The 20,613-nt window shown below is 67.9% G+C and carries 22 protein-coding genes; 12 read left to right on the top strand and 10 right to left on the bottom strand.

From position 1 onward, the window contains the following. The gene (locus JSE7799_RS03855; RefSeq protein ID WP_055662428.1) at positions 1–1,104 is read right to left on the bottom strand and encodes a histidine kinase dimerization/phosphoacceptor domain -containing protein; all 1,104 of its coding nucleotides are present in this window, start codon (positions 1,102–1,104) and stop codon (positions 1–3) included. 164 nt (positions 1,105–1,268) lie between these two features. Next, complete coding sequence (locus tag JSE7799_RS03850; protein WP_055662427.1) at positions 1,269–2,822, bottom strand: bifunctional metallophosphatase/5'-nucleotidase; 1,554 nt, start codon at positions 2,820–2,822, stop codon at positions 1,269–1,271. A gap of 116 nt (positions 2,823–2,938) precedes the next feature. Between JSE7799_RS03850 and JSE7799_RS03845 the strand changes: the two genes are divergently transcribed. Next, positions 2,939–3,274, top strand: coding sequence for a DUF952 domain-containing protein (locus JSE7799_RS03845; protein WP_055662434.1), 336 nt, complete (start codon positions 2,939–2,941; stop codon positions 3,272–3,274). Further along, on the top strand, positions 3,271–4,311 hold the full coding sequence (locus tag JSE7799_RS03840; RefSeq protein ID WP_055662426.1) for a quinone-dependent dihydroorotate dehydrogenase: 1,041 nt from the start codon (positions 3,271–3,273) through the stop codon (positions 4,309–4,311). The genes JSE7799_RS03845 and JSE7799_RS03840 overlap by 4 nt, the downstream gene beginning before the upstream one ends. Positions 4,312–4,377: 66 nt before the next feature. On the opposite strand, the gene JSE7799_RS03835 is transcribed toward JSE7799_RS03840, so the two are convergent. The 3 genes from JSE7799_RS03835 to JSE7799_RS03825 are packed head-to-tail and all read right to left on the bottom strand — an operon-like array spanning position 4,378 to position 6,637. Continuing rightward, a complete protein-coding gene (locus JSE7799_RS03835) occupies positions 4,378–5,703 on the bottom strand; it encodes an MATE family efflux transporter (protein ID WP_055662425.1) in 1,326 nt (441 codons plus the stop codon). Then, on the bottom strand, positions 5,700–6,197 hold the full coding sequence (locus JSE7799_RS03830) for a PaaI family thioesterase (protein ID WP_055662424.1): 498 nt from the start codon (positions 6,195–6,197) through the stop codon (positions 5,700–5,702). Before JSE7799_RS03830 ends, JSE7799_RS03835 begins: the two co-directional genes overlap by 4 nt. Further along, on the bottom strand, positions 6,194–6,637 hold the full coding sequence (locus JSE7799_RS03825; RefSeq protein ID WP_055662423.1) for a PaaI family thioesterase: 444 nt from the start codon (positions 6,635–6,637) through the stop codon (positions 6,194–6,196). Before JSE7799_RS03825 ends, JSE7799_RS03830 begins: the two co-directional genes overlap by 4 nt. A gap of 45 nt (positions 6,638–6,682) precedes the next feature. On the opposite strand from JSE7799_RS03825, the gene JSE7799_RS03820 reads away from it, so the two are divergent. The 8 genes from JSE7799_RS03820 to JSE7799_RS03785 all read left to right on the top strand — a co-directional run bounded on the left by JSE7799_RS03820 (position 6,683) and on the right by JSE7799_RS03785 (position 14,363). After that, the gene (locus JSE7799_RS03820) at positions 6,683–7,108 is read left to right on the top strand and encodes a MerR family transcriptional regulator (protein WP_370736639.1); all 426 of its coding nucleotides are present in this window, start codon (positions 6,683–6,685) and stop codon (positions 7,106–7,108) included. A gap of 181 nt (positions 7,109–7,289) precedes the next feature. Next, a complete protein-coding gene (locus tag JSE7799_RS03815; protein WP_055662422.1) occupies positions 7,290–7,685 on the top strand; it encodes a MerR family transcriptional regulator in 396 nt (131 codons plus the stop codon). 63 nt (positions 7,686–7,748) lie between these two features. Next, a complete protein-coding gene (locus JSE7799_RS03810; protein ID WP_055662421.1) occupies positions 7,749–9,524 on the top strand; it encodes an acyl-CoA dehydrogenase C-terminal domain-containing protein in 1,776 nt (591 codons plus the stop codon). Then, positions 9,524–9,739 (top strand): hypothetical protein, encoded by a 216-nt coding sequence (locus JSE7799_RS03805; protein ID WP_055662420.1) that lies wholly within the window; start codon positions 9,524–9,526, stop codon positions 9,737–9,739. Before JSE7799_RS03810 ends, JSE7799_RS03805 begins: the two co-directional genes overlap by 1 nt. A gap of 106 nt (positions 9,740–9,845) precedes the next feature. Then, positions 9,846–10,496 carry a glutathione S-transferase family protein gene (locus JSE7799_RS03800; RefSeq protein WP_055662419.1) on the top strand — a complete coding sequence of 217 codons (651 nt, stop codon included), beginning with the start codon at positions 9,846–9,848 and terminating at the stop codon, positions 10,494–10,496. After that, positions 10,493–11,704, top strand: coding sequence for an acetyl-CoA C-acetyltransferase (locus JSE7799_RS03795; protein ID WP_055662418.1), 1,212 nt, complete (start codon positions 10,493–10,495; stop codon positions 11,702–11,704). The genes JSE7799_RS03800 and JSE7799_RS03795 overlap by 4 nt, the downstream gene beginning before the upstream one ends. Then, a complete protein-coding gene (locus JSE7799_RS03790) occupies positions 11,704–12,177 on the top strand; it encodes a hypothetical protein (RefSeq protein WP_055662417.1) in 474 nt (157 codons plus the stop codon). The genes JSE7799_RS03795 and JSE7799_RS03790 overlap by 1 nt, the downstream gene beginning before the upstream one ends. Beyond that, on the top strand, positions 12,174–14,363 hold the full coding sequence (locus JSE7799_RS03785) for a 3-hydroxyacyl-CoA dehydrogenase NAD-binding domain-containing protein (protein ID WP_055662416.1): 2,190 nt from the start codon (positions 12,174–12,176) through the stop codon (positions 14,361–14,363). Before JSE7799_RS03790 ends, JSE7799_RS03785 begins: the two co-directional genes overlap by 4 nt. Positions 14,364–14,463: 100 nt before the next feature. On the opposite strand, the gene JSE7799_RS20885 is transcribed toward JSE7799_RS03785, so the two are convergent. The 4 genes from JSE7799_RS20885 to JSE7799_RS03765 all read right to left on the bottom strand — a co-directional run bounded on the left by JSE7799_RS20885 (position 14,464) and on the right by JSE7799_RS03765 (position 17,744). Further along, positions 14,464–14,670, bottom strand: a complete 207-nt coding sequence (locus JSE7799_RS20885; RefSeq protein ID WP_055662415.1) for a Hint domain-containing protein — start codon at positions 14,668–14,670, stop codon at positions 14,464–14,466. Then, positions 14,633–15,499 (bottom strand): Hint domain-containing protein, encoded by an 867-nt coding sequence (locus tag JSE7799_RS03775; protein WP_055662414.1) that lies wholly within the window; start codon positions 15,497–15,499, stop codon positions 14,633–14,635. Before JSE7799_RS03775 ends, JSE7799_RS20885 begins: the two co-directional genes overlap by 38 nt. A 413-nt stretch (positions 15,500–15,912) precedes the next feature. Beyond that, positions 15,913–16,524: a Hint domain-containing protein gene (locus JSE7799_RS03770; RefSeq protein ID WP_083480232.1), complete on the bottom strand. Its 612-nt coding sequence runs from the start codon at positions 16,522–16,524 to the stop codon at positions 15,913–15,915. Between the two features lie 302 nt (positions 16,525–16,826). Then, on the bottom strand, positions 16,827–17,744 hold the full coding sequence (locus JSE7799_RS03765) for a DMT family transporter (protein ID WP_055662412.1): 918 nt from the start codon (positions 17,742–17,744) through the stop codon (positions 16,827–16,829). A gap of 106 nt (positions 17,745–17,850) precedes the next feature. On the opposite strand from JSE7799_RS03765, the gene JSE7799_RS03760 reads away from it, so the two are divergent. Both JSE7799_RS03760 and JSE7799_RS03755 read left to right on the top strand, forming a co-directional pair. Next, a complete protein-coding gene (locus JSE7799_RS03760; protein ID WP_055662411.1) occupies positions 17,851–18,837 on the top strand; it encodes a hypothetical protein in 987 nt (328 codons plus the stop codon). Positions 18,838–19,138: 301 nt separating this feature from the next. Continuing rightward, positions 19,139–20,122, top strand: a complete 984-nt coding sequence (locus JSE7799_RS03755; RefSeq protein ID WP_144431544.1) for a phosphoadenosine phosphosulfate reductase — start codon at positions 19,139–19,141, stop codon at positions 20,120–20,122. A 40-nt stretch (positions 20,123–20,162) separates the two neighbouring features. Here the strand turns inward: JSE7799_RS03755 and JSE7799_RS03750 are convergent, their stop codons facing one another. Next, complete coding sequence (locus tag JSE7799_RS03750) at positions 20,163–20,612, bottom strand: hypothetical protein (protein WP_055662409.1); 450 nt, start codon at positions 20,610–20,612, stop codon at positions 20,163–20,165. Between the last annotated feature and the right edge of the window lies 1 nt (position 20,613).

Below are 20,613 nucleotides of genomic sequence, written 5' to 3'. Positions count from 1 at the left end.
CTAGGCTTCCGGCAGTGGAAAATCCAGTTCGGCCCGGAACCCCGTCTCGACCGCTGCGAGATGAAGCGTTCCGCCAAGCTGCAACGCCGCGGACTCCATGATCCTATGCCCCAGACCCGACCCCGATGCCGGGTCCGGGCCATCCCCGCCGCCGACCCCGTCATCGACACAGGTCAGGGCATAGCGCCCGCCCGGCCGCACCTGACCCTCGATGACGATCAGACCCTTCTGCCCTTCGGGAAAGGCGTGTTTGCACGCATTGCTCACCATCTCGTTGAGCAAGATGCCCAGCGCCGCCGCCTGCGGCCCGGCAAGCGAGACCGGCGCAAGCCGCGCCTCGACCGACACGCCCGGCGGCGCGATGCCCGACAGGTGCGAGAGAACCCGGCCGAGGAAATCGTGCACCGGGATCGGCGCCTCCGGATCGACGGTGCGGTAAAGCTCGCCATGCAGCTCCGCCATCACGTTGATCCGCTGCTCGACTGCGGCCAGCACGGCGCGCGTCTCATCGGATGCCCCGCGCGAGGCCATGCGCGTCATCGCTGCGATGCTGGTGAGGCTGTTCTTGACGCGGTGATCGGCCTCACGCCGCAGCGATTCCTGCCGTTCAACCTTTGCCCGAAGCTCGATCTCGCGCGAAATCTGATCGGCGAGGATGCGAAGCGCCCGCCGCTCGTGATCCCCGAGCCGCCGCGGCCGCCGGTCGAACACGCACAGCGTCCCCAGCGGCACCCCCGCCTCCGTCCGCAACTGCGCTCCGGCATAAAACAGAAGCGGGTCGTCCGGATTGGTCACGAGAGGATTTTCCGCCGTCCGCATGTCGAGCCGCATGTCGCAGATCTCCAGCAGTTCATCCTGCAGGAGCGCATGGGCGCAAACCGCGCTTTCGACCGATGTGCCATCGAAATCGAGCCCCGTGCAGGCCTCAAAGGCCTGATCGTCCTCGCGCAGGATGGTGACGATCGCGATGGGACAGCCGGTGATCCGCGCGACGAGGTCCACCGTGTCGTCGAACGTGCCGTCCCGGCGCGGGCCATCGGGAAAGAGCTGCGCAATCACGTCAAGCCGATCGCTTTCGCGAGTGATTACCTTGTCGAGCGTCATCGGTCACCCCTCTCCGAGCTGCGCCGCCATCGTCTTCGTGTAGCGGACGCGGCCTCGCGCCGTTAAACCGTCACCGGAAGGCGATGGCTAATATCGCGGTGCCTGTAAACGTATAAGAGGGCACTTTTGCAAAAGCGCCCTCCCGTGGCGATAGTCCGCCGGTCTCACTTCTCCGTGATGCGACCATCGGTGTAGGGCGTGAACCCGCTGCCCTGCTCCGAGATGTAGTCGGCCAGGACGACCTCGAGCCCCGGACCAAAATCGTAGGCGTTCTCGGCGTTCAGGAACATCGCGTAGCCGTCGCCGCCGGTGCGGACGTAGTTGTTCGTGACTACGCCATAGGTCGCGTCCATGTCGATAGGCTCTCCGCCGACCATCACGTCGCTGACCCGGTTGCCCGGCTCGGCCGAGGGATCGAAGGCGAAGGTCAGGCCGGCGACCTGCGGGAAGCGCCCGGCCCCCTCCTCGACCTGGCTCACGCCGTTCTCAAGCGCGGCCACGACCGTCTCCCCCGTCGTCTCGAAGGTGGCGAGCGTGTTCTGGAACGGCAGGACCGTCAGGACCTCGCCCATCGTGATCTCACCCTCGTCGATGGAGGCACGGATGCCGCCGCCGTTCTGGATTGCGATGGCGATGCCCTGATCCGCGACCCGGTCGAGCATCGCATCGGCGATGAGCGAGCCCATCTCGCATTCCCCGGCGCGGCAGACCTCCCGCTCGCCCACGATCGGCGCGGTGGTCGAGGCCACGACCTCGTTGCGGATCTCCTCGAGCGGCTCGGCAAGCACCGCGATGCGGTCGAGCGCGGCCTGGTCCTCGGCGACATTGGCGTCGATCACCAGCGGCTGTCCGCTGGCCGAGACGACCTTGCCCTCGTCGTCGAAGGTCACGTCCAGCTCGCCCAGATACTTGCCATAGGCATAGGCCTGCACGATGGCGGTGTCGCCCACCATGGTCGGATAGGGCCCCTCGGCACCCTCCATCTCGCCCAGCAGCGTGTTGGAATGGCCGCCCACGATCACGTCGACGCCGGTCGTCTCGCGCGCGACGCGCTGATCGACGCCGTAGCCCGAATGGCTCAGCACGACGATCTTGTTGACGCCGTCGGCGGTCAGGCGGTCCACCTCGGACTGCACCGCATCGACGGGATCGGTAAAGATGACGTTCGGCCCGGGCGAGGCCAGCTCGTCGGTATCCTGCGGCGTCAGGCCGATCAGGCCGATCCGCTCACCGTTCTTCTCGATCACGGTGGATTTCTCGATCGCATCCGACAGGATCGGCTCGCGGCTGATATCGGCGTTCGACATCAGGATCGGAAACTCGATCTCGGCGGCGAAACTGCGCAGCACCTCGGGACCATCGTCGAATTCGTGGTTGCCCACCGTCATCGCGTCGTAGCCGAGCATGTTCATCATCTCGGCCGCGACCGCCCCCTTGTAGTAGGTGTAGAACAGCGTCCCCTGAAACTGATCGCCGCCATCCACCAGAAGCGTGTTGTCGTTGCGCGCCTTGGCATCGGCGATCGCGTTCACAAGGCGCGCGGTGCCGCCGAAACATTCGCCGGCGGCGTTGTCCTCGGGGTCGCAGGGGCCGTCATAGGGGCTGATCGGCTCGAAGCGGGCGTGGAAATCGTTGGTGTGCAGGATCGTCAGGTCATAGGCCTGCGCCGCCCCGGCGGTCAGCGCGAGCGCGGCGGTTGCGGTCAGAAAACGTGTCATGGTTCGGTGTTCCCCGTGTTGGTGCCCGGATGGTGTGCGGTTTGGCCGGCGAATGTCAAAGCCATATGACGGCCGCGGCGGTTGACGCGACCGCGCGCGTTGGGCATCCCGAAGCGATGATCTACAAGATATTCAGAACGCCCGAATGGCACGCGCTCGAGGCCGACGGGGCAACGACCGGCGCGCCCGTCGATCTGAGCGACGGGTTCATCCACTTCTCCACCGCCGATCAGGTGGAGGAGACCGCGGCAAAGCATTTCAACGGCATCGACGGTCTGTGGCTCGTCGCGGTGGAGGACGCCTCCGTCGCCGACAACCTGCGCTGGGAGCCGTCGCGCGGCGGGGTAGATTTTCCGCATCTCTACGCGCCCCTCCGCCTCGATCAGGTCGCCTGGGCGCAGCCGATCGCGATGAAAGACGGCCGCCACGTCTTTCCCGCCGGGCTCGAATGATCGAGCGGGCGGGCCTCGCGCTCCTCCACCGTCTCGACCCGGAGCGTGCGCATGGTCTCGCGCTGGCGGCCTTGCGGGCGGGGCTCGGGCCGCGCGGCGGGCCCGTCACGTCGCGGCGCCTGATGACATCCGTGGGCGGCCTCGCGCTGCCCAATCCCGTGGGGCTGGCGGCCGGGTTCGACAAGAACGCCACCGCGCTCGCCCCCCTCGCCCGCACCGGCTTCGGCTTTCTGGAGGTCGGCGCCGCCACGCCGCGCCCGCAGCCGGGCAACCCGAAGCCGCGTCTGTTCCGCCTGTCGGAGGATGCGGCCGCAATCAACCGCTTCGGCTTCAACAATGACGGGGCGGAGAACATCGCCGCGCGCCTCGCCGCCCGTCCGCCCGATGCGGTGATCGGCCTGAACCTCGGCGCCAACAAGGACAGCGACGACCGCGCCGCCGATTTCGCGCGCGTCCTGACGACCTGCGGCCCGCATGTGGACTTCGCGACTGTCAACGTGAGCAGCCCGAACACCGAGCGTTTGCGCGACCTTCAGGGGGCGGAGGCGCTGTCGGCCCTGCTGGCCGGAGTGCTGGCGGCGCGCGATGCCCTGCCCCGGCGCATCCCGGTCTGGCTCAAGATCGCGCCGGACCTGTCGGAACCGGAGCTGGAGCAGGTGGCCGAGGCGGCGCGCGGCGTGGACGCGATCGTCGCCACGAATACCACGCTTGCCCGCGACGGGCTGCGCTCGCGTCATGGCGGCGAGGCCGGGGGCCTTTCGGGACGGCCGCTCTTCGAACGCGCGACGCGGGTGCTGGCCCGGCTCTCGACGCTGACCGACCTGCCGCTGATCGGTGTGGGCGGGGTGGAGACCGGCGCGCAGGCCTATGCCAAGATCCGCGCCGGCGCCTCGGCGGTGCAGCTTTACACCGCGCTCGTCTATGGCGGGATCGGGATGGCCGCGAACATCGCGCGGGACCTCGATGCCGCACTCGAACGCGACGGGTTCAGCAGCGTGGCCGAGGCGGTCGGGACCGACAGGGACCGCTGGCTCTGAGGCGATTACCCATGGGTAATTGCTGCAAGATTTTGAAACGGCGTCACATTTTTTCGGGGTAAGTTCTCACGCGTCGGTCGTCGCCCGCTCCAGCGCGGGATACCGCCAGCCGAGGGTGATCCCGCGCGCGGCAAAGCTCACCATCAGCGCAGCCCAGAGGCCATGGTTGCCCATGAGCGGCACCAGGAGCACCAGCGCCCCGAGATAGGCGAGAAAGCTGAGGATCATCATGTTGCGCATGTCCGCCGTCCGCGTAGCGCCGATGAATACGCCGTCCAGCATCCAAGCCGCACAGCCGATCAGCGGGGCGGCCACCATCCACGGCAGATAGGCGCGCGCCGCCGCCCGCACCTCCGGCGCCTTGGCCATCGTGTCCACGATCCAGCCCCCACCCAGCGCGAAAGCCAGCGACAGCGCCGCCACCGTGCCCAGCCCCCAAAGCGCGCACAGCATCACCGCCCGGCGCAGGCGCGACCGGTCGCGCGCGCCGAAGAACCGCCCGACCAGCGCCTCGGCGGCGAAGGCAAAGCCGTCCATCGCGTAGGACGTCACGTAGAGGAATTGCAGCAGCACCTGATTGGCGGCCAGCGTCACCGTTCCGAACACGCCCCCTGTCAGCAGGAAAGACGTGAACGTGATCTGAAGGAGGATCGACCGGATCATGATGTCGCCATTCACCGCGACCATGCGCCGGAGACGCGGCGCGTCGAAGACTTGCCGCCCATCGCGCCATGCGGGGCTGCGAAAGGCGTCGCGGCAGAACCACAGGCCAATCGCCGCGCCGGACCATTCCGCGATGAACGTGGCCCAGCCCACGCCCGCCACGCCCAGATCGAGGCCCAGCACGAACCACAGGTCGAGCAGGATGTTTGCCCCGTTCATCGCCACCTGCACCACGAGGACCGCGGCCGTCCGCTCCTGCGCGATGAGCCAGCCGGTGATGCCGTAGACCGCAATCGCGGCGGGCGAGGACCAGATGCGGATCGCCATGTAGGTCCGGGCCAGGGCCTCGGTTTCGGGCGCGGTCGGCGCGGCGTGGAAGGCGGCCGCGAAGATCGCCCATTGCAGCGCGATCAGCACCGCGCCCGCCGCCGCCGCGATCAGCAGCGCGCGCGTCAGGAGGGCCACCACCTCGGCCCGGTCGCCCGCGCCGAGAGCCTGCGCCGCGAGGCCCGTCGTCCCCATCCGCAGGAACCCGAAGATCCAGTAGATCGCCGACAGGATCACCGCCCCCGCCCCCACGGCGGCGATCGGCGCGGCCTCGCCCAATTGCCCCACCACGCCGGTATCGACGATGCCGAGAATCGGGACCGTCGCGTTCGACAGCACGACGGGCACGGCGACCTTGAGAATCCGGCGGTTCGACAACTCCGCCTGCGCGGCGGCGGTCATTCCCGCGGCGGCATCAGGAAATGGCCGGTGCCCTGGGCGAAGAGCTTGCCGCGATTGTCCTGCCACCCTTCGACGTGGACGCTGGAATAGCGCCGGCCGGAGCGGTTCAGCCGCGCCCGCGCATAGGCGTCGCGCGGCAGGCCGGAGCGCAGGTAATCGACGGTGAAGTCGATGGTCTTGGGCAGGCGCAGCGCGTCGAGGCTCATCTCCTCGGCGTCGAGCCGGCCGGCCTCAAGGTCGTCCCAGAGCATCGCCCAGGACAGCGTCACGATCGCCGTCACCTCGAGGAACGCCGCCGTCACCCCGCCATGCAGTGCCGGCAGCGCGGGATTGCCGATCAGCTTGTCGTCGTAGCGCAGCACCCCCGTCAGCTCATCGCCGCGCCGCTCGAACCCGATGCCGAGAAAGCGGATGTACGGCACCCCGTCCACCAGCGCCGACAGCGCCGCGTCGCGGCGTTGCTTGACGACCTGCACCGGCTCCGGCCGCCTCATGCCCCGCGCTCCAGCGTGAAGGCGCCGTTGGCCACGGCGACGGGTCCCCTCTCGGCATCCTCGTCGAAGGCCTCAGCGCGCACGAAGGCCACCGCGCGCGTGACGTGAAAGCAGGTGGCGCGCGCGGTGATCCGGTGATGCGGGGTCGCGCCGCGCATGTAGTCGATGCGCAGGTCCATCGTCGCCGTCGCCAGCGCGCCGGTCTCGTGGCTCAGCACGGCGGCCCCGCCCGTCGTATCCATCAGCGTCGAGATGACGCCGCCATGGATCACCCCGGTCCGGGGGTCGCCGACCAGGTCCTCGGCCCAGGGCATGGATATTTCGGCCTCGCCCTCGCCCAGCCGTTCGACACGCATCGACAGGGCGCGGCAATGCGGCAGGGCGGCGATGAACTGGTGGGCGGCGCGGGTGCGGCCGTCTTCTTCGGGAGCGTCTGTCATGGGGCGCAGCCTTGCCCCGCCCCGGCCGCCGCCGCAAGCGCCGCGATGGACACCGGCCGCGCCGCCATGGCAGAAGCGCCGCAGGAGGACGCGATGACGGAACGGCTCGATTTCAAGGCGATGTGCGCGCGGTTCGACGTGACGCCGCGAACGCTGCGGCACTACGAATATATCGAGCTTCTGCGCCCCGAGCGCGACGGCCGCACCCGGTTTTACGGCCCGCGCGAGATCGCGCGGATGACACTGATCCTGCGCGGGCGGAAGTTCGGCTTCTCGCTCGAGGAGATCCGGCAATGGCTGGAGCTTTACGACGTCGATGCCGAAGGCCGCACGCAGATGCAGGCCTGGATCGCGATGGCCGACCGGCAGCTTGGCGAACTGGCCGAACGGCGGCGCCATCTCGACGAGGCGATCGACGAACTGACCGAGCTGCGCGATGGCGTTCGGCGCGAATTGTCGGCGAAAGACTAGTCCGCGATACATCTCCAGATTGCAAACTTGCGCGGTGGCGCGCGCCGAAGGGCTGGTAATTACACGCCATTCCGAGTGACGTAACGTCTGGGTTACGTCAACGTCACTCATTCTTGTAACAAGGGAATGCCGAACGCATTTCGGCCGGGACCCAAGATGTCCCGCATGAGGAAGACCTGCGATGTCCGACGACCTGATGACCATCCGGCAGATGTGCGACGCTTTCGACGTCACGCCCCGGACGCTTCGTTTCTACGAGGCGAAAGAATTGCTCTACCCCCAGCGCGAGGGACAGCGGCGATGGTTCACCCGCCGCGACCGTGCCCGGCTCAAGCTGATCCTGCGCGGCAAGCGCTTCGGCTTCTCGCTCGAGGAGATTCGCCAGCTTCTGGATCTCTACGATCTGGGTGACGGCCAGTTCACGCAATTCGCCCGCAGCATCGAGATCGGCCGCGACCGGCTGACGGCGATGACCGCCCAGCGCGACGAACTCGACGAGGCGATCCGCGACCTCGAGGAGCAGCTCAACTGGGGCGAGAAGATAATCGGCCAGATGCAGCAGAAAAAGGCCGGCTAGGCCGCCGCTTTACACGAACGGGGGCCCGCCGCCCCCGCACCACATTTCGAGGAGGTTGACACGATGACCAGCTATACCGCCCCCACGAAGGACATGCAGTTCGTCCTGCACGACGTCCTGAAGGCCTCCGAGCAGTCGATCCCCGGCTACGACGAGATGGACCGCGACTTCACCGGCGCGGTTCTGGGGGAGGCGGGGAAGCTGGCGGAGGAGGTCCTCCACCCCCTCAACGCCGTCGGCGACCGCGAGGGGTGCCACCTCGAGAACGGCGTCGTGCGCACGCCCACCGGCTTCCGCGAGGCCTTCAACAAGGTGCGCGAAGGCGGCTGGACCGCGCTCGACTGCGATGTGGAATATGGCGGTCAGGGCCTGCCCTACCTGATGCAGACCGGCGTGGGGGAGATCCTGTCGGCCGCAAACATGGCCTTCAACATGTATCAGGGCCTGACGCACGGGGCCTATTCGGCGATCTATGCCCACGGCACGGATGCCCAGAAGCAGACGTGGCTTCCCAAGCTGACGACCTGCGAGTGGACCGGCACGATGAATCTGACGGAGCCGCATGCCGGCACCGATCTGGGCATGATGCGCACCAAGGCCGAGCCGCAGGAGGACGGGACCTACAAGATCACCGGCCAGAAGATCTTCATCTCGGCCGGCGATCACGACATGTCGGACAACATCGTCCACCTCGTCCTCGCCAAGATCGCGGGCGGGCCCGAGGGCATCAAGGGCGTGTCGCTCTTCATCGTGCCAAAGATCCTTGTGGATGACGACGGCAATCTCGGCGCGCGCAACGGCGTCTCGGTCGGCAAGATCGAGGAGAAGATGGGCATCCACGGCAACTCCACCTGCGTGATGAATTACGACGGCGCGACGGGCTACCTGCTGGGGCAGGAGCACAAGGGCATGCGCGCCATGTTCACGATGATGAACGAGGCCCGGCTCGGCGTCGGCCTGCAGGGCTATGCCCAGGCGGAGGTCGCCTACCAGAACGCGCTGGCCTACGCGCTCGACCGGCTGCAGGGGCGCGACGTCACCGGCGCCAAGAACGCCGACGGCCCGGCCGACCCGCTCATCGTGCACCCCGACATTCGCCGCAACCTGATGGACCAGAAATCCTTCGTCGAGGGCGCCCGCGCCTTCACGTTCTGGGGCGCCAACATGATCGACCGGGCGCACCGCACCGAAGACAAGGATGCGGACGGCCTGATCTCGCTGCTCACGCCGGTCATCAAGGGTTTCCTGACGGACAAGGGGTTCGAATACGCCACCGCCGCGCAGCAGATCTATGGCGGGCACGGCTACATCGAGGAATGGGGCATGTCGCAATTCGCGCGCGATGCCCGGATCGCGATGATCTACGAGGGCGCGAACGGAGTGCAGGCCCTCGACCTCGTGGGGCGCAAGCTGGCGCAGGATGGCGGCAAGCACGTCATTGCCTTCTTCGAGATGGTGAAGACCTTCTGCAAGGAGCATGGCGAGGACGAGGAGATGAAGGGCTTCGTCGAGCCGCTCAAGGCCGCGTCCAAGGACCTGCAGGAGGCGGGGATGTACTTCATGCAGGAAGGTATGAAGAACCCGAACGCCGCGCTGTCGGGGTCCTACGACTTCATGCACATGATGGGCCATGTCTGCCTCGGCCTGATGTGGGGGCGCATGGCGAAGGCCGCGCAGGACGGGCTGCAGCAGGACGGCGCCGACCGCGACTTCCTCGAAGCCAAGATCGCCACGGGCCGCTATTACATGCAGCGGCAGCTTCCGGCGACGGCGATGCACCTGGCGCGGATCAAGACGGGTCCGGACACGATCATGGGGCTGGAGCCGACGGCGTTCTGATGGCCGGCCGTCGCCTCACCCGCCAATTCCCCGTCCGGATGAGCGAGGCCGGCTACCGCCGGCTTCGCCGTTTCGCCGAGGATACCGGACTAGAGGAGGGCGATGCGCTTTCCTTCCTGTTCGAGCATCTCGACGGCACCGATGCGGCTGGCCTCGATCACCGGCTCCGGCAATATGGTGCCAAACTGACCAGAGCGGAACGGGAGACCGGCTAGATTCCGCCTCTTCCTCTGGCGCGAACATTCCGGGGCGCGCGAAGGGCTGGTCCCTTGCGATGCCCCGGTTCAGAAGAACCGCAGCTTCGGAGAGGAGGCGCGCGAGATGACGTTGAAACTGCACTGCTTCGGTGAAAGCGGGAATGCCTACAAGGCGGCGCTGACGCTTGAACTCGGCGGGCTCGACTGGACGCCGGTCTTCGTGGACTTCTTCCACGGCGCAACGCGGACGCCCGAATTCCGCGCGATCAATCCGATGGGCGAGGTTCCCGCGCTGGAGACGCCCGAGGGCGTCCTGACGCAATCGGCGGTGATCCAGGACTGGGTCGCGCAACAAAGCGGCCGTTTCGGGTTCCACGATAACGACGAGCGGCGCGAAATCCTGCGCTGGCAGATGTTCGACAACCACAAGGTCAGCGGCGTGGCCGGTCCGCTGCGCTTCAACATGAACTTCCTGCCGCCGGAAAAGCGCTCGGAGGGGGCGAATGTCTTCCTCGCCATGCGGCTGCGCGCCGCGCTCAAGGTGCTCGACGCGCATCTGGAGGAGGCGGAGTGGCTCGCCCTCGGCCGCCCGACGATCGCAGACCTCGGCATGTGCGGCTATCTTTTCTATCCCGAACCGTTTGCGTTCGAGCGTGTTCAATATCCGGCAATCGATGCCTGGCTGGGGCGCATCTCCGCCCTGCCCGGCTGGAAACATCCTTACGACCTGATGCCCGGCAATCCTTCGGATCGCCAACAAGGAGGCCCCCAATGACCGACGCCTATATCTACGACGCGATCCGCACGCCCCGTGGCAAGGGCCGCAAGGACGGCTCGCTGCACGAGGTCACGGCTGCCCGGCTTTCGGCGCAGGTGCTCGACGGGCTGGCGGACCGCAACGGGCTCGAAGGCCACGCGGTCGAGGACGTGATCTGGGGCAATGCCACCCAGGTCGCCGAACAAGGCGGCTGCCTCGCGCGGACGGCCGTGCTCGCCTCCAAGCTGCACGAGACGATCCCCGGCCTGTCGATCAACCGCTTCTGCGCGTCGGGCATGGAGGCGGTCAACCTCGCCGCCAACCAGATCCGCGGCGGCGCGGGCGACGGCTACATCGCCGGCGGCGTCGAGTGCATGAGCCGCGTGCCGATGGGATCGGACGGCGCGGCGATCGCGGTCGATCCCTCCATCGCGATGGAGACCTACTTCGTGCCGCAGGGCATCTCCGCCGACATCATCGCCACGGAGTATGGCTTCAGCCGCGACGATGCCGACGCCTATGCCGTCGAGAGCCAGAAGCGCGCCGCCGCCGCGTGGGAGAACGGACGTTTCGCGAAATCGATCCTGCCGGTCCGCGACGTGAACGGCCTGACCGTGCTCGACCACGACGAATACATCCGCCCCGGCACCGACATGCAGAGCCTCGGCGCCCTCGACGCCGCCTTCAAGGCGATGGGCGAGGTCATGCCCGGCTTCGACAAGGTCGCGCTGATGAAGTACCCGCATCTGGAGCGGATCAATCATATCCACACCGCCGGCAATTCCTCGGGCATCGTCGACGGCGCGGCGGGCGTGTTGATCGGGTCGAAGGAGTTCGGCGAGAAATGGGGCCTCAAGCCGCGGGCCCGGATCCGCGCGACCGCCAAGATCGGCACCGATCCGACGATCATGCTGACCGGTCCCGTCCCCGTGACCGACAAGATCCTGACCGAGGCCGGCATGGCGGTCGGCGACATCGACCTGTTCGAAGTGAACGAGGCGTTCTCCTCCGTCGTGCTGCGCTTCATGCAAGCCTTCGACATCGATCACGGCAAGCTGAACGTCAACGGCGGCGCCATCGCCATGGGGCATCCGCTGGGCGCGTCGGGGGCGATCATCATCGGCACCCTGCTCGACGAGATGGAGCGCGCGGACCGGGAGACCGGCCTCGCCACCCTCTGCGTCGCCTCGGGCATGGGCGCGGCCACGATCATCGAGCGCGTGTGATGCAGACGGCCTGGGACATCTACCAGGACCATCTGGACGTCACGTCCCGCGCCCTGTGGGCGCGGGATTACGGCACCGCGGCCGAGCTGGTGCAGTATCCCCACGAGGTCGTGATCGGCGACAGTCTCGCGCGCAGCGAGGATCCCGCAAAGATGATCGAGCGTCTGCGCGCCCTGCGCGAAAGCCTGGAGAACCTGGCGGCGACGGCCTATCACCGGCTCGCCAAGCAGGTGGACTTCGCGCCCGACAATCCCGACACGATCCTGGGCGAGCACGAGGTCTACGTGCTGCGCGGAGCCACATACGCGATCACACCGTACCGCACCTCGAACATTCTCGATCGCATCGACGGGCGCTGGCTCTGCCGGAGAAGCCGGATCCACGAGACACCGCGCGGCCTGCACTACGGAACCCCCCTCATCAAACTCTCCGCCCCCGACGCGGCGGATGCCCGGAATGGAGACCCGACATGACCGACTTCACCCTCTCGAAGGATGCCGACGGCGTCGCCACGATCACCTGGGACGTCGCGGGCAAGTCGATGAACGTGCTCAGCCTCGAAGGGTGGGAGCATCTGGAGACCTGCATCGACGACGCGCTGGCCGACGATGCCGTCAAGGGTATCGTCATCACGTCGGGCAAGGACAGCTTTGCCGGTGGCATGGACCTCAACGTCATCGCCCGCATGAAGGCCGAGGCGGGCGACGACCCGGCGCGCGGCCTGTTCGACGGGCTCATGCGGTCGCATGCCATCCTGCGCAAGCTGGAGCGCGCGGGCATGGACCCAAAGACCCTCAAGGGCGGCAAGCCGGTTGCCTGCGTCCTGCCGGGCACGGCGCTGGGGATCGGCTTCGAGATCCCGCTGGCCTGCCACCGGATCTTCGCCGCCGACAACCCGAAGGCCAAGATCGGCCTGCCCGAGATCATGGTCGGCATCTTTCCCGGCATGGGCGGCACGACACGGCTGGCCCGCAAGCTGGGCGCGATGGCGGCCTCGCCCTTCCTCCTCGAAGGCAAGCTGAGCGATCCGAAGAAGGCGAAGGCCGCGGGCCTGATCGACGAGGTGACCGACGACCCCATGGCGGCGGCGCGCGAATGGGTCCTGCAGGCCAAGGATAGCGACATCGTCAAGCCGTGGGATGCGAAGGGCTACAAGATGCCCGGCGGCGCGCCCTACCATCCCGCCGGCTTCATGACCTTCGTGGGCGCGAGCGCGATGGTGAACGGCAAGACGCAGGGCGCCTTCCCGGCGGCCAAGGCGCTCCTTTCGGCGGTCTACGAAGGTGCGCTCGTGCCGTTCGACACCGCGCTGAAGATCGAGGCCCGCTGGTTCACGCATGTCCTGATGAACCCGTCCTCCGAGGCGATGATCCGGTCGCTCTTCATCAACAAGGAGGCGCTGGAAAAGGGCGCGAACCGCCCCGATGCGCCGGACCAGAAGGTGCGCAAGGTCGGCGTCCTCGGCGCGGGCATGATGGGTGCGGGCATCGCCTATGTCTCGGCCAATGCGGGCATCGAGGTGGTGCTTGTCGATCGCGAACAGGCCGCGGCCGAGAAGGGCAAGGATTACTCCGCGGAGCTTCTCGACAAGGGCATCGCGCGCAAGAAGGTGACCGGAGAGAAGAAGGACGAGGTTCTGAGCCGCATCCACGCCACGACCGATCTCGACGCGCTGAAGGGTTGCGACCTCATCGTCGAGGCCGTGTTCGAGGATGTGGGCGTGAAGGCCGAGATGACGCAGAAGGTCGAGGCCGTCGTCGGCGAGGAGGCCATCTTCGCCACCAACACCTCCACCCTGCCGATCACCGAGCTGGCCAAGGCGAGCGCCCGGCCGGAGCAGTTCATCGGCATCCACTTCTTCTCGCCGGTCGACAAGATGCTGCTGGTGGAGATAATCAAGGGCCGCGACACGGGTGACCGCGCGGTGGCCAAGGCGCTCGATTACGTGCGCCAGATCCGCAAGACGCCGATCGTGGTGAACGACGCGCGGTTCTTCTACGCCAACCGCTGCATCATCCCCTACATCAACGAGGGGATCCGGATGGTCGCCGAGGGCGTGTCGCCCGCCTTGATCGAGAATGCGGCCAAGCAGCTCGGCTTCCCGCTGGGCCCGCTGCAACTCGTGGACGAGACGTCGATCGATCTGGGCGTCAAGATCGCCAAGGCCACGAAGGCCGCCATGGGCGACGCCTATCCGGACGCGGCGGTGGATGAGGTCCTGTTCGCCTTCGCCGATGCCGGCCGATTGGGCCGGAAGGCCAGCGCGGGCTTCTACGACTACGACGAAAAGGGCAAGCGGCAGGGCCTCTGGGCCGAACTCGGCGCGCGCTACCCCTTGGCGGAGGAGCAGCCGGACCTGCACCACGTCCAGAACCGTCTGATGTTCGCGCAGGTGCTGGAGGCGGTGCGGGCGCTGGAGGAAGGCGTGCTCGAGGACATCCGCGAGGGCGATGTCGGCGCGATCCTCGGCTGGGGCTTCGCGCCGTGGTCGGGCGGCCCGTTCTCGTGGCTTGACATCGTGGGCGCGGCTTGGGCGGCGGAGACGACCGCCGCACTGGCCGAGACGCATGGCCCCCGCTTCGCCACGCCGAAGCTGTTGTCGGACATGGCAACAGAGGGCCGGACGTTTTACGGTGCTCGGAGCCGGAACGCAGCCTGATCAATGGCTTGGGGTGCAATTACCCATTGGTAATTGCTCTCACCGAAAGGCCCGGAGGCGTCGCAGCCTCCGGGCCTTGTCGTCTTCGGTCTGTGCCGGATCAGACCGCCTGCAACTCCGCCGCCAGTGCACGCGCCTCGTAGCCGCGCAACAGGGCGCGGGCGGGCAAACGGTTCCTCCCCGCGATTTCGGCCATCAACGGACAGGTGGCATCCCCGCGCAGCAGCGTCTCGACCCAATGACCGTTGGCGCACACGATCTCATGGTCGTCACAGGCGAAATGCAGGTAGCTGACCGGGCCCGTCACCGGGGGGCAGACCGAGGTGGCGCGCCTCGACCAGCATCTCGCTCTCCCCCGTCGTTAGATCGAGCACCGCATCCCGGCGCAACACCCGGTGCAGCGGCGACAGGACGAGGTCCGCGGACACGCGGATCGGGCGCCAATCGGAATGCATCGTCAGGTCCGCCACGCCGACATCGCGCCGCCCCGTCCAGCGGATCCGTTTCACCCCGTTATCGGCCGTCAGCACCCCGTCCCCGACGCGCAGCGTCTCGACCGCGCGCGGCCCTTCCGGCGTCAGGATCAGCGTACCGGGCAGGAAGCACGGGATCTCGGCGTAGCGGATCGAGACGTTGTCGGACTGGGACACGACCTTCCCGAGCGGCGTGCCCGGCGCGGGGATCTCGTCGACGAAGGAAAAGCCGGCCGTCAGGAAGGGCGGCTCGCTGTTGGGACCGCAGACGGAGACCGGGTTCTCGATCCGGAGCCCGACGATCGACCGGCCGCTGGCGAAATCGAGCTGGAATTCGGCCTGCACCTGACTGCCGGCGGGAAAGGTCCGCGTCGTCACGGTGCCGTTCACGTCCAGCGTCAGCGTCACGTCCTTGCCCAGATACTGTCGCGCGCCCGTGCCGTCATCGAAGGTGTCGACGGCATCGCCCCTCTGACCGGGCGTGACGTCGTTATAGGCGTCAACGATATCGACGAATTGCGGCGGCGTGTCGCCGAGCGTGTATTTGCCGCTGGGAAGCTTGCACGCGTTGATGGACGTCGTGTCGGCGTCAAAAGGCTGCTTCTTGCCGTTGTTCAGCAGGTCCTGCGCGCTGAAGATGTTGATTCTGTAGATGTCGGCCATGGCGGGCCTTTCCGAAAATCTGCTTGTTCAGGCCCGCCCGCGCCCTGACCTTTGGCCGATCGCGTTCGGCGTCAGGTCAGGTCGGTAAATCTTACCGAAAAGACGGCACGATTTCCTGTAATATTCCAAGCAGTTTTAGCAGGCTGCTGAAAAAGTCTTGAGTGCCCATCTTCGACTCCTACGACGACACATCATATCGGTTTTGGAAGCGCCTGCGCACAATATCTTGTCATCCCTTCGAGACGGCTGATGCAGTTCGTCGAGGTCCATTTCCTTTTTCAGCAGCCTGTTAGGGCAGCCTTCCGTGGCGTATCCCCCGATAATCCGCCACTTTTTGGCCACACCTGTCGCATCGTGACAACAATCCCGGTCACGACGCGGAACAATCCGGAACCTCACCCGTCGCGGCCGCCTCAGCGCACGCGCAATCGCGGCTCCCCGGCGACCTGCATCGCGAGGAAGGCCGCACGGGCTCTCTCGCGTGCCTCGGCGTCGAACGGCTCGTCCTTGTCGAGCACGCAGATCACCGACTCCGCCTCGATCCGCGCCGGACGCCCGAACCCGAACCCGAAGCAGCGCAGCGCCGCAAGCGGACGCTCGATGATCAGGCCACGGAGCCCGATCAGGGCGCCCACCGGGACCGAAAGCTCCGCCTCGCCGGAACTGCGCTGCACCGCGTCGCCCGAAAGGATCACCCGCTGATCGGGCGCCAGCCGCAGCGGCCGCGGATTGCCCAGACTGCCGACCGGCACGCGGACCGGCCAGATGCGGCGCGCGAAGGCCCAGTCGGCCCGCGCCGTCACGCGGCGCGACACCTGCGCCACCCGCCGCGGACCGTCAGCCGTGACGACCGCGTCGCCGACGATGATCCCCTCGACCGGGCGGGGGCCGTTCGGTGTCGCCAGAAGCGTTCCGGACGGGAACCGCGCCGGCGGCTCCCGCCGCGGGGGCGCGGTGAGGTCGGTTTCCGGAAAACCGGGTTTGCTGAAGAGCGGGGGCTGCGACATTCGGGGTTCGTGTCCCATCTTGACTGACCTGCGGCAGACACGGGCGGCAGGATGGACCTGTCGCGCCCGGATTGTGAGACGTGTCGTCGCGCGAGGGCGGCGACCGGCGGTATTACGCCGGGGGGCGCCTCGAGCCCCCGTCGGACCGGTCTTCAAGTCGCGGTGCCCGCCCGGCGGATCGCTGCCACACGATCACGGGCGGAGGCCACGTCGTTGCCGCACCTGTTCCGGTCCGACTTTTTGTTCCTGCCACGAGTCGGCGCGGGTTTGAACCCCGGCGGCGGTGCGAATGGGCCGGAGAACGCCGGTTTGCCTGCGCCTTATCGCCTCGTCGTGGCGTCGGGATCGGGCGCCCCATTCCGGCCCCGCAGCACGATCAGGCTGCCCGCCGCGGCGATCAGCGCCAGCCCCAGCAAGCCGAGCGGCGGCAACAGGTCGCCCCAAACCAGCCAGCCGAACAAGGCCGAAAACGCGAGGACGGCGTATTCGAAGACCGACACGATGGAGGCATCCGCGCTTTGATACCCGCGGGTAAGGAAGAAGACGGCCACCAGACTGCCGATTGCCTGCACAACGCACCAGAAGAGCACCTCGGCCGTCGGAGTAATCCAGCCTTGGCCGAGAAACCCCGCCCCACCGTCGAACAAGGACAGGACGGCGATCCCGCCCAGCCCCCAGAGACCCAAAGCCGCGAAGGAGCCGAGGACCAGCGCGAGCGCCGTCTCCGGCCCGCACCATTCGCGCGTGGCAATCGCGCCCAAGGCATAGAACGCGCCGCCGAGGACGGGCGCGAAGACCCACAGGTTCAAGCCGTCCGCATCCGGCGACAGCACCAGGAGAACGCCCGCGAACCCCATCAGCACCGCCGCCACCCGGACCGGTCCGATTCGCAGGCGAAACAATCCGACCGACAGGATCAGCACCCAGATCGGCGCGGTGAACAGGCCTGCCGCCGCCTCCGCGACCGAAAGGAACCCGAGCGCACCGAAATAGATGATCAGCGCCGTCGACAGGATGATCGAGCGGGCGATCACTGCCCGCCACCGATGCACCGCGACCCGATCGCCAGTCACTGCAAGCCATGCGCCCGCGACGGCGAGGATCATCGCGCTGCGCAGCGCGTGGAACGTCCACAGGCTCGATTGTTCGGCGATGACGCGGATGAACTGGTCGACGAAGGACACGATGGCTGTTCCCGCGAGAATGAAGGCCGCTGCGAGGAGGGGTCGGTTCTGCATCGGCGGCCTTGTCCTCTCGCGCGTGTCCTGTTCAGTATCCCCCCGCCGCGAAGGCGGTGCAACGAGGAGTGCGAATGGCTGGGGCAAGGGCAGATCGGAGGGCGGCATGACCGTCCTGCGCGGCATCGAGCGTCTTGAGGCGCCGGCCATATGGCACCCCGGCGACGGCCCCGCACGCGACGTCTATGCCGTGATCGGCGAGGCGGAGCTGGTGCTTCAGGACCGCGAGGGGACCGCGCTGGCGCATTGGTCGCTGCCGGCCCTGTCGCGGCGCAATCCGGGGGAGATGCCCGCCCGTTTCTCTCCGGTCGAAGGGTCCGACGAGGTGCTGGAGGTCGAGGACACGCTGCTCGCCGATGCGCTGGAACGCGTCGTCGCCGCTGTGGAACGCGGGCGGCAGAAGCCCGGCGCGCTGCGCCGTGTGGCGGTCGGCATCGCGGGGGGCTTCGCGGTTGGTCTGCTGCTGCTCTGGCTGCCGGGGGCGATGCGCGGTCATGCGGGCAACGTCATGCCGCCTGCGCAACGCGTCGAGACGGGCGAGCGGCTCCTCGAGGAGATCGCGCGCGTGACGGGCCCGGTCTGCGCATCGCCGCTGGGCGACGAGGCTTTGGGCCGGCTGCGCGACCGGCTGTTTCCGACGACGCCGGTCCGGCTCATGGTGGTGCGCGGACTGCCGGAACCGGCGCTCGCCCTGCCCGGCGGTCTGATTGCGGTGTCGGGGGCGACGCTCATCGCGCAGGACGATCCGCTGGTCGTGGCGGGCCACGTGCTCGCCGCCGCGCTCATGGCGGAGAGCGACCCGCCGCTCGCGCGGTTCCTGAGCGGGATTGGCGCGCGCGATCTGGCGACCCTCCTGTTCACGGGCACCCTGACCGATCGGGCCGTCGCCGCGCATGTCGAGACCCTGCTCTCCGCGCCCCCGCCCCCGCTCGATGCGGCGCGCCTGCAAAGCGGCTTTGCCGGACGCGGCCTCGCCTGGGCACCCTATGCCGCCGTGCGGTCGCTGCCGATAGGTGAAGCCCCGCCCTCGGATATGCCGGCCGCGCTGGACGACACGGCGTGGCTTGCCCTGCGCGAGATCTGCGAGACGTAGGGCGCGCGGGCTACCGGTCGTGGCGCGGAGCCTCCGGATCGGTGAGGAGAACGCGCCTAGCTGATCCATCGACGGCATCTGTCTCGGATAGACCTGCCATGGTCCGTCAAAGACCGGGAAGACCGTCTTGAATCGCGGCACATTCGCGGCCTGAGCGGGCAAACGTTGCGAAACGGCGACAATTTCGGGGGCGCGTCGAAGGATTGCGACGTTTTTCCGACAGAAGGCTTTGCACGGATGGCTATGGTGCGCACAGGCGCGGCTTGGCCGCGCCGTCGATTCCGCAGCCGTGAGACCGCCGATGTCCGACGCCCCTAGCCCGCCGATGAGCCGCGAAGCGCATCGCCATGTCCTGATGGCAGCCGCCGGGCGGGGCGGAGAACTCTGTTCACGCGGCGATAGTCACATCATCCTCTGCCGACCCGGTGCGCGCGAGACGGGCGGAACGTTGATCGTCACGTTCGACACACTCGACGCGGTGCGCGCGCGGCCGGGAGGCCTGCCCCTCTCGACCGGGTTGGCGCAGCGCGAGGGCTGGGCCACGATCGACGTGATGGCCGACGGGCGCACGTGGTTCCGCGACGATTACGTGCACGATTTCTTTGACGGGCTGACCGACGAAGGTGTGTTTGACGACTACGATCAGGTCGTCTTTGCGGGCGGCGGCATGGGGGCCTATGGTGCCGCCGCCCATTCCGTCGCCGCGCCGGGCGCGACCCTGTTCCTAGTGCAGCCCTACGCCACGCTGGACCGGGACCTGACCTCATGGGAGCGGCGGTTCCGGTCGTCGTGGTCCCTGCCCTTCGGTCCGCGCTACGGCAACGCGGCGCGGATGGCCGATGCGGCGCGGCGGGTCTTTGTCGTGACCGACCCGACGCAGTCGGCCGATGCAATGCATGCGGCATTGTTCTCGGGGGCGCATGTGACCCACCTGCGCGCGCATCATGCCGGCCACGACATTCAGGGGCGCCTGGAAGCGATCGACATCCTCGACACGTTGCTGGCCGCGGCGGGGCGTGGAGATCTCACCCCCGCCCGGTTCGCCGCCTTGTGGCGGGCGCGGCGCGACGATCCGGAATGGCTGGCGGGCCTGCTGCGCCACGTCGAAAAGCTCGACCGGCCTTGGCTTCAGGCGATTGCCGCGGGGTACATCACCGACAGGACCGGCTCCGCCGTCGCGCGCCGCCGCCTGAATGCGGCGCTGGCGCGGCTCGACGAAGAGGACAGGGACGCGCCCGCCGGACTGGAGCCACAACCGGTCAGCGCGCGCCTCGCCGGGGCATAGACGCCCGCGATGCGGCACGCATGGCAGACGGTGACCGCCTTCAGCCGGTCGGGTCGGCCTCGCCCGGCGGCGGCCCGAAGCGGACATTCGCGTCGAGCGGTGACATGAACAGCCGGCGCACGCCATCCACATCGGTGACGAAGACCTCGGCGCGCGGCCCGGGCACGCCGTCCTCGCCCAGGGGCAGCTGCGGCGCCTCGATCACGTAGCGCTGCGCCACGCCGCCCTGCTTGAACGTCACCGTGTAGGGCAGCGCGTAGGGGCAGCCGCCGGTCACGCCGGACCAGCCGCCGGGCTCTTCCTCGGGGCGGAACCCTTCGCAGACGGCGCCGTCCGACAGGCGGACCGTCAGCTTGGACGGGGTGGCGCGGACCGAAACGACGCCGACCTCGCCTTCGGGGATCGCACGGGCGCCGGGCGCGGGTTCGGGGGTGCCGACCGGGATACAGGCAACCAGCGCGAGGGGAATGAGGCAAAGCAGCGGACGCATG

Source organism: Jannaschia seosinensis, assembly GCF_001408515.1.
Taxonomy (GTDB): domain Bacteria; phylum Pseudomonadota; class Alphaproteobacteria; order Rhodobacterales; family Rhodobacteraceae; genus Jannaschia; species Jannaschia seosinensis.
Note: the sequence above shows the minus strand (reverse complement) of the source record. Positions and strands in the feature narration are given on the sequence as shown.

What these genes read in the sequence shown, in the direction of transcription:
- JSE7799_RS03855 (WP_055662428.1), bottom strand. Translation starts at nt 1,104, where the DNA reads ATGACGCTCGACAAGGTAATCACTCGCGAAAGCGATCGGCTTGACGTG.
- JSE7799_RS03850 (WP_055662427.1), bottom strand. Translation starts at nt 2,822, where the DNA reads ATGACACGTTTTCTGACCGCAACCGCCGCGCTCGCGCTGACCGCCGGG.
- JSE7799_RS03845 (WP_055662434.1), top strand. Translation starts at nt 2,939, where the DNA reads ATGATCTACAAGATATTCAGAACGCCCGAATGGCACGCGCTCGAGGCC.
- JSE7799_RS03840 (WP_055662426.1), top strand. Translation starts at nt 3,271, where the DNA reads ATGATCGAGCGGGCGGGCCTCGCGCTCCTCCACCGTCTCGACCCGGAG.
- JSE7799_RS03835 (WP_055662425.1), bottom strand. Translation starts at nt 5,703, where the DNA reads ATGACCGCCGCCGCGCAGGCGGAGTTGTCGAACCGCCGGATTCTCAAG.
- JSE7799_RS03830 (WP_055662424.1), bottom strand. Translation starts at nt 6,197, where the DNA reads ATGAGGCGGCCGGAGCCGGTGCAGGTCGTCAAGCAACGCCGCGACGCG.
- JSE7799_RS03825 (WP_055662423.1), bottom strand. Translation starts at nt 6,637, where the DNA reads ATGACAGACGCTCCCGAAGAAGACGGCCGCACCCGCGCCGCCCACCAG.
- JSE7799_RS03820 (WP_370736639.1), top strand. Translation starts at nt 6,683, where the DNA reads ATGGACACCGGCCGCGCCGCCATGGCAGAAGCGCCGCAGGAGGACGCG.
- JSE7799_RS03815 (WP_055662422.1), top strand. Translation starts at nt 7,290, where the DNA reads ATGTCCGACGACCTGATGACCATCCGGCAGATGTGCGACGCTTTCGAC.
- JSE7799_RS03810 (WP_055662421.1), top strand. Translation starts at nt 7,749, where the DNA reads ATGACCAGCTATACCGCCCCCACGAAGGACATGCAGTTCGTCCTGCAC.
- JSE7799_RS03805 (WP_055662420.1), top strand. Translation starts at nt 9,524, where the DNA reads ATGGCCGGCCGTCGCCTCACCCGCCAATTCCCCGTCCGGATGAGCGAG.
- JSE7799_RS03800 (WP_055662419.1), top strand. Translation starts at nt 9,846, where the DNA reads ATGACGTTGAAACTGCACTGCTTCGGTGAAAGCGGGAATGCCTACAAG.
- JSE7799_RS03795 (WP_055662418.1), top strand. Translation starts at nt 10,493, where the DNA reads ATGACCGACGCCTATATCTACGACGCGATCCGCACGCCCCGTGGCAAG.
- JSE7799_RS03790 (WP_055662417.1), top strand. Translation starts at nt 11,704, where the DNA reads ATGCAGACGGCCTGGGACATCTACCAGGACCATCTGGACGTCACGTCC.
- JSE7799_RS03785 (WP_055662416.1), top strand. Translation starts at nt 12,174, where the DNA reads ATGACCGACTTCACCCTCTCGAAGGATGCCGACGGCGTCGCCACGATC.
- JSE7799_RS03775 (WP_055662414.1), bottom strand. Translation starts at nt 15,499, where the DNA reads ATGGCCGACATCTACAGAATCAACATCTTCAGCGCGCAGGACCTGCTG.
- JSE7799_RS03770 (WP_083480232.1), bottom strand. Translation starts at nt 16,524, where the DNA reads ATGGGACACGAACCCCGAATGTCGCAGCCCCCGCTCTTCAGCAAACCC.
- JSE7799_RS03765 (WP_055662412.1), bottom strand. Translation starts at nt 17,744, where the DNA reads ATGCAGAACCGACCCCTCCTCGCAGCGGCCTTCATTCTCGCGGGAACA.
- JSE7799_RS03760 (WP_055662411.1), top strand. Translation starts at nt 17,851, where the DNA reads ATGACCGTCCTGCGCGGCATCGAGCGTCTTGAGGCGCCGGCCATATGG.
- JSE7799_RS03755 (WP_144431544.1), top strand. Translation starts at nt 19,139, where the DNA reads ATGTCCGACGCCCCTAGCCCGCCGATGAGCCGCGAAGCGCATCGCCAT.
- JSE7799_RS03750 (WP_055662409.1), bottom strand. Translation starts at nt 20,612, where the DNA reads ATGCGTCCGCTGCTTTGCCTCATTCCCCTCGCGCTGGTTGCCTGTATC.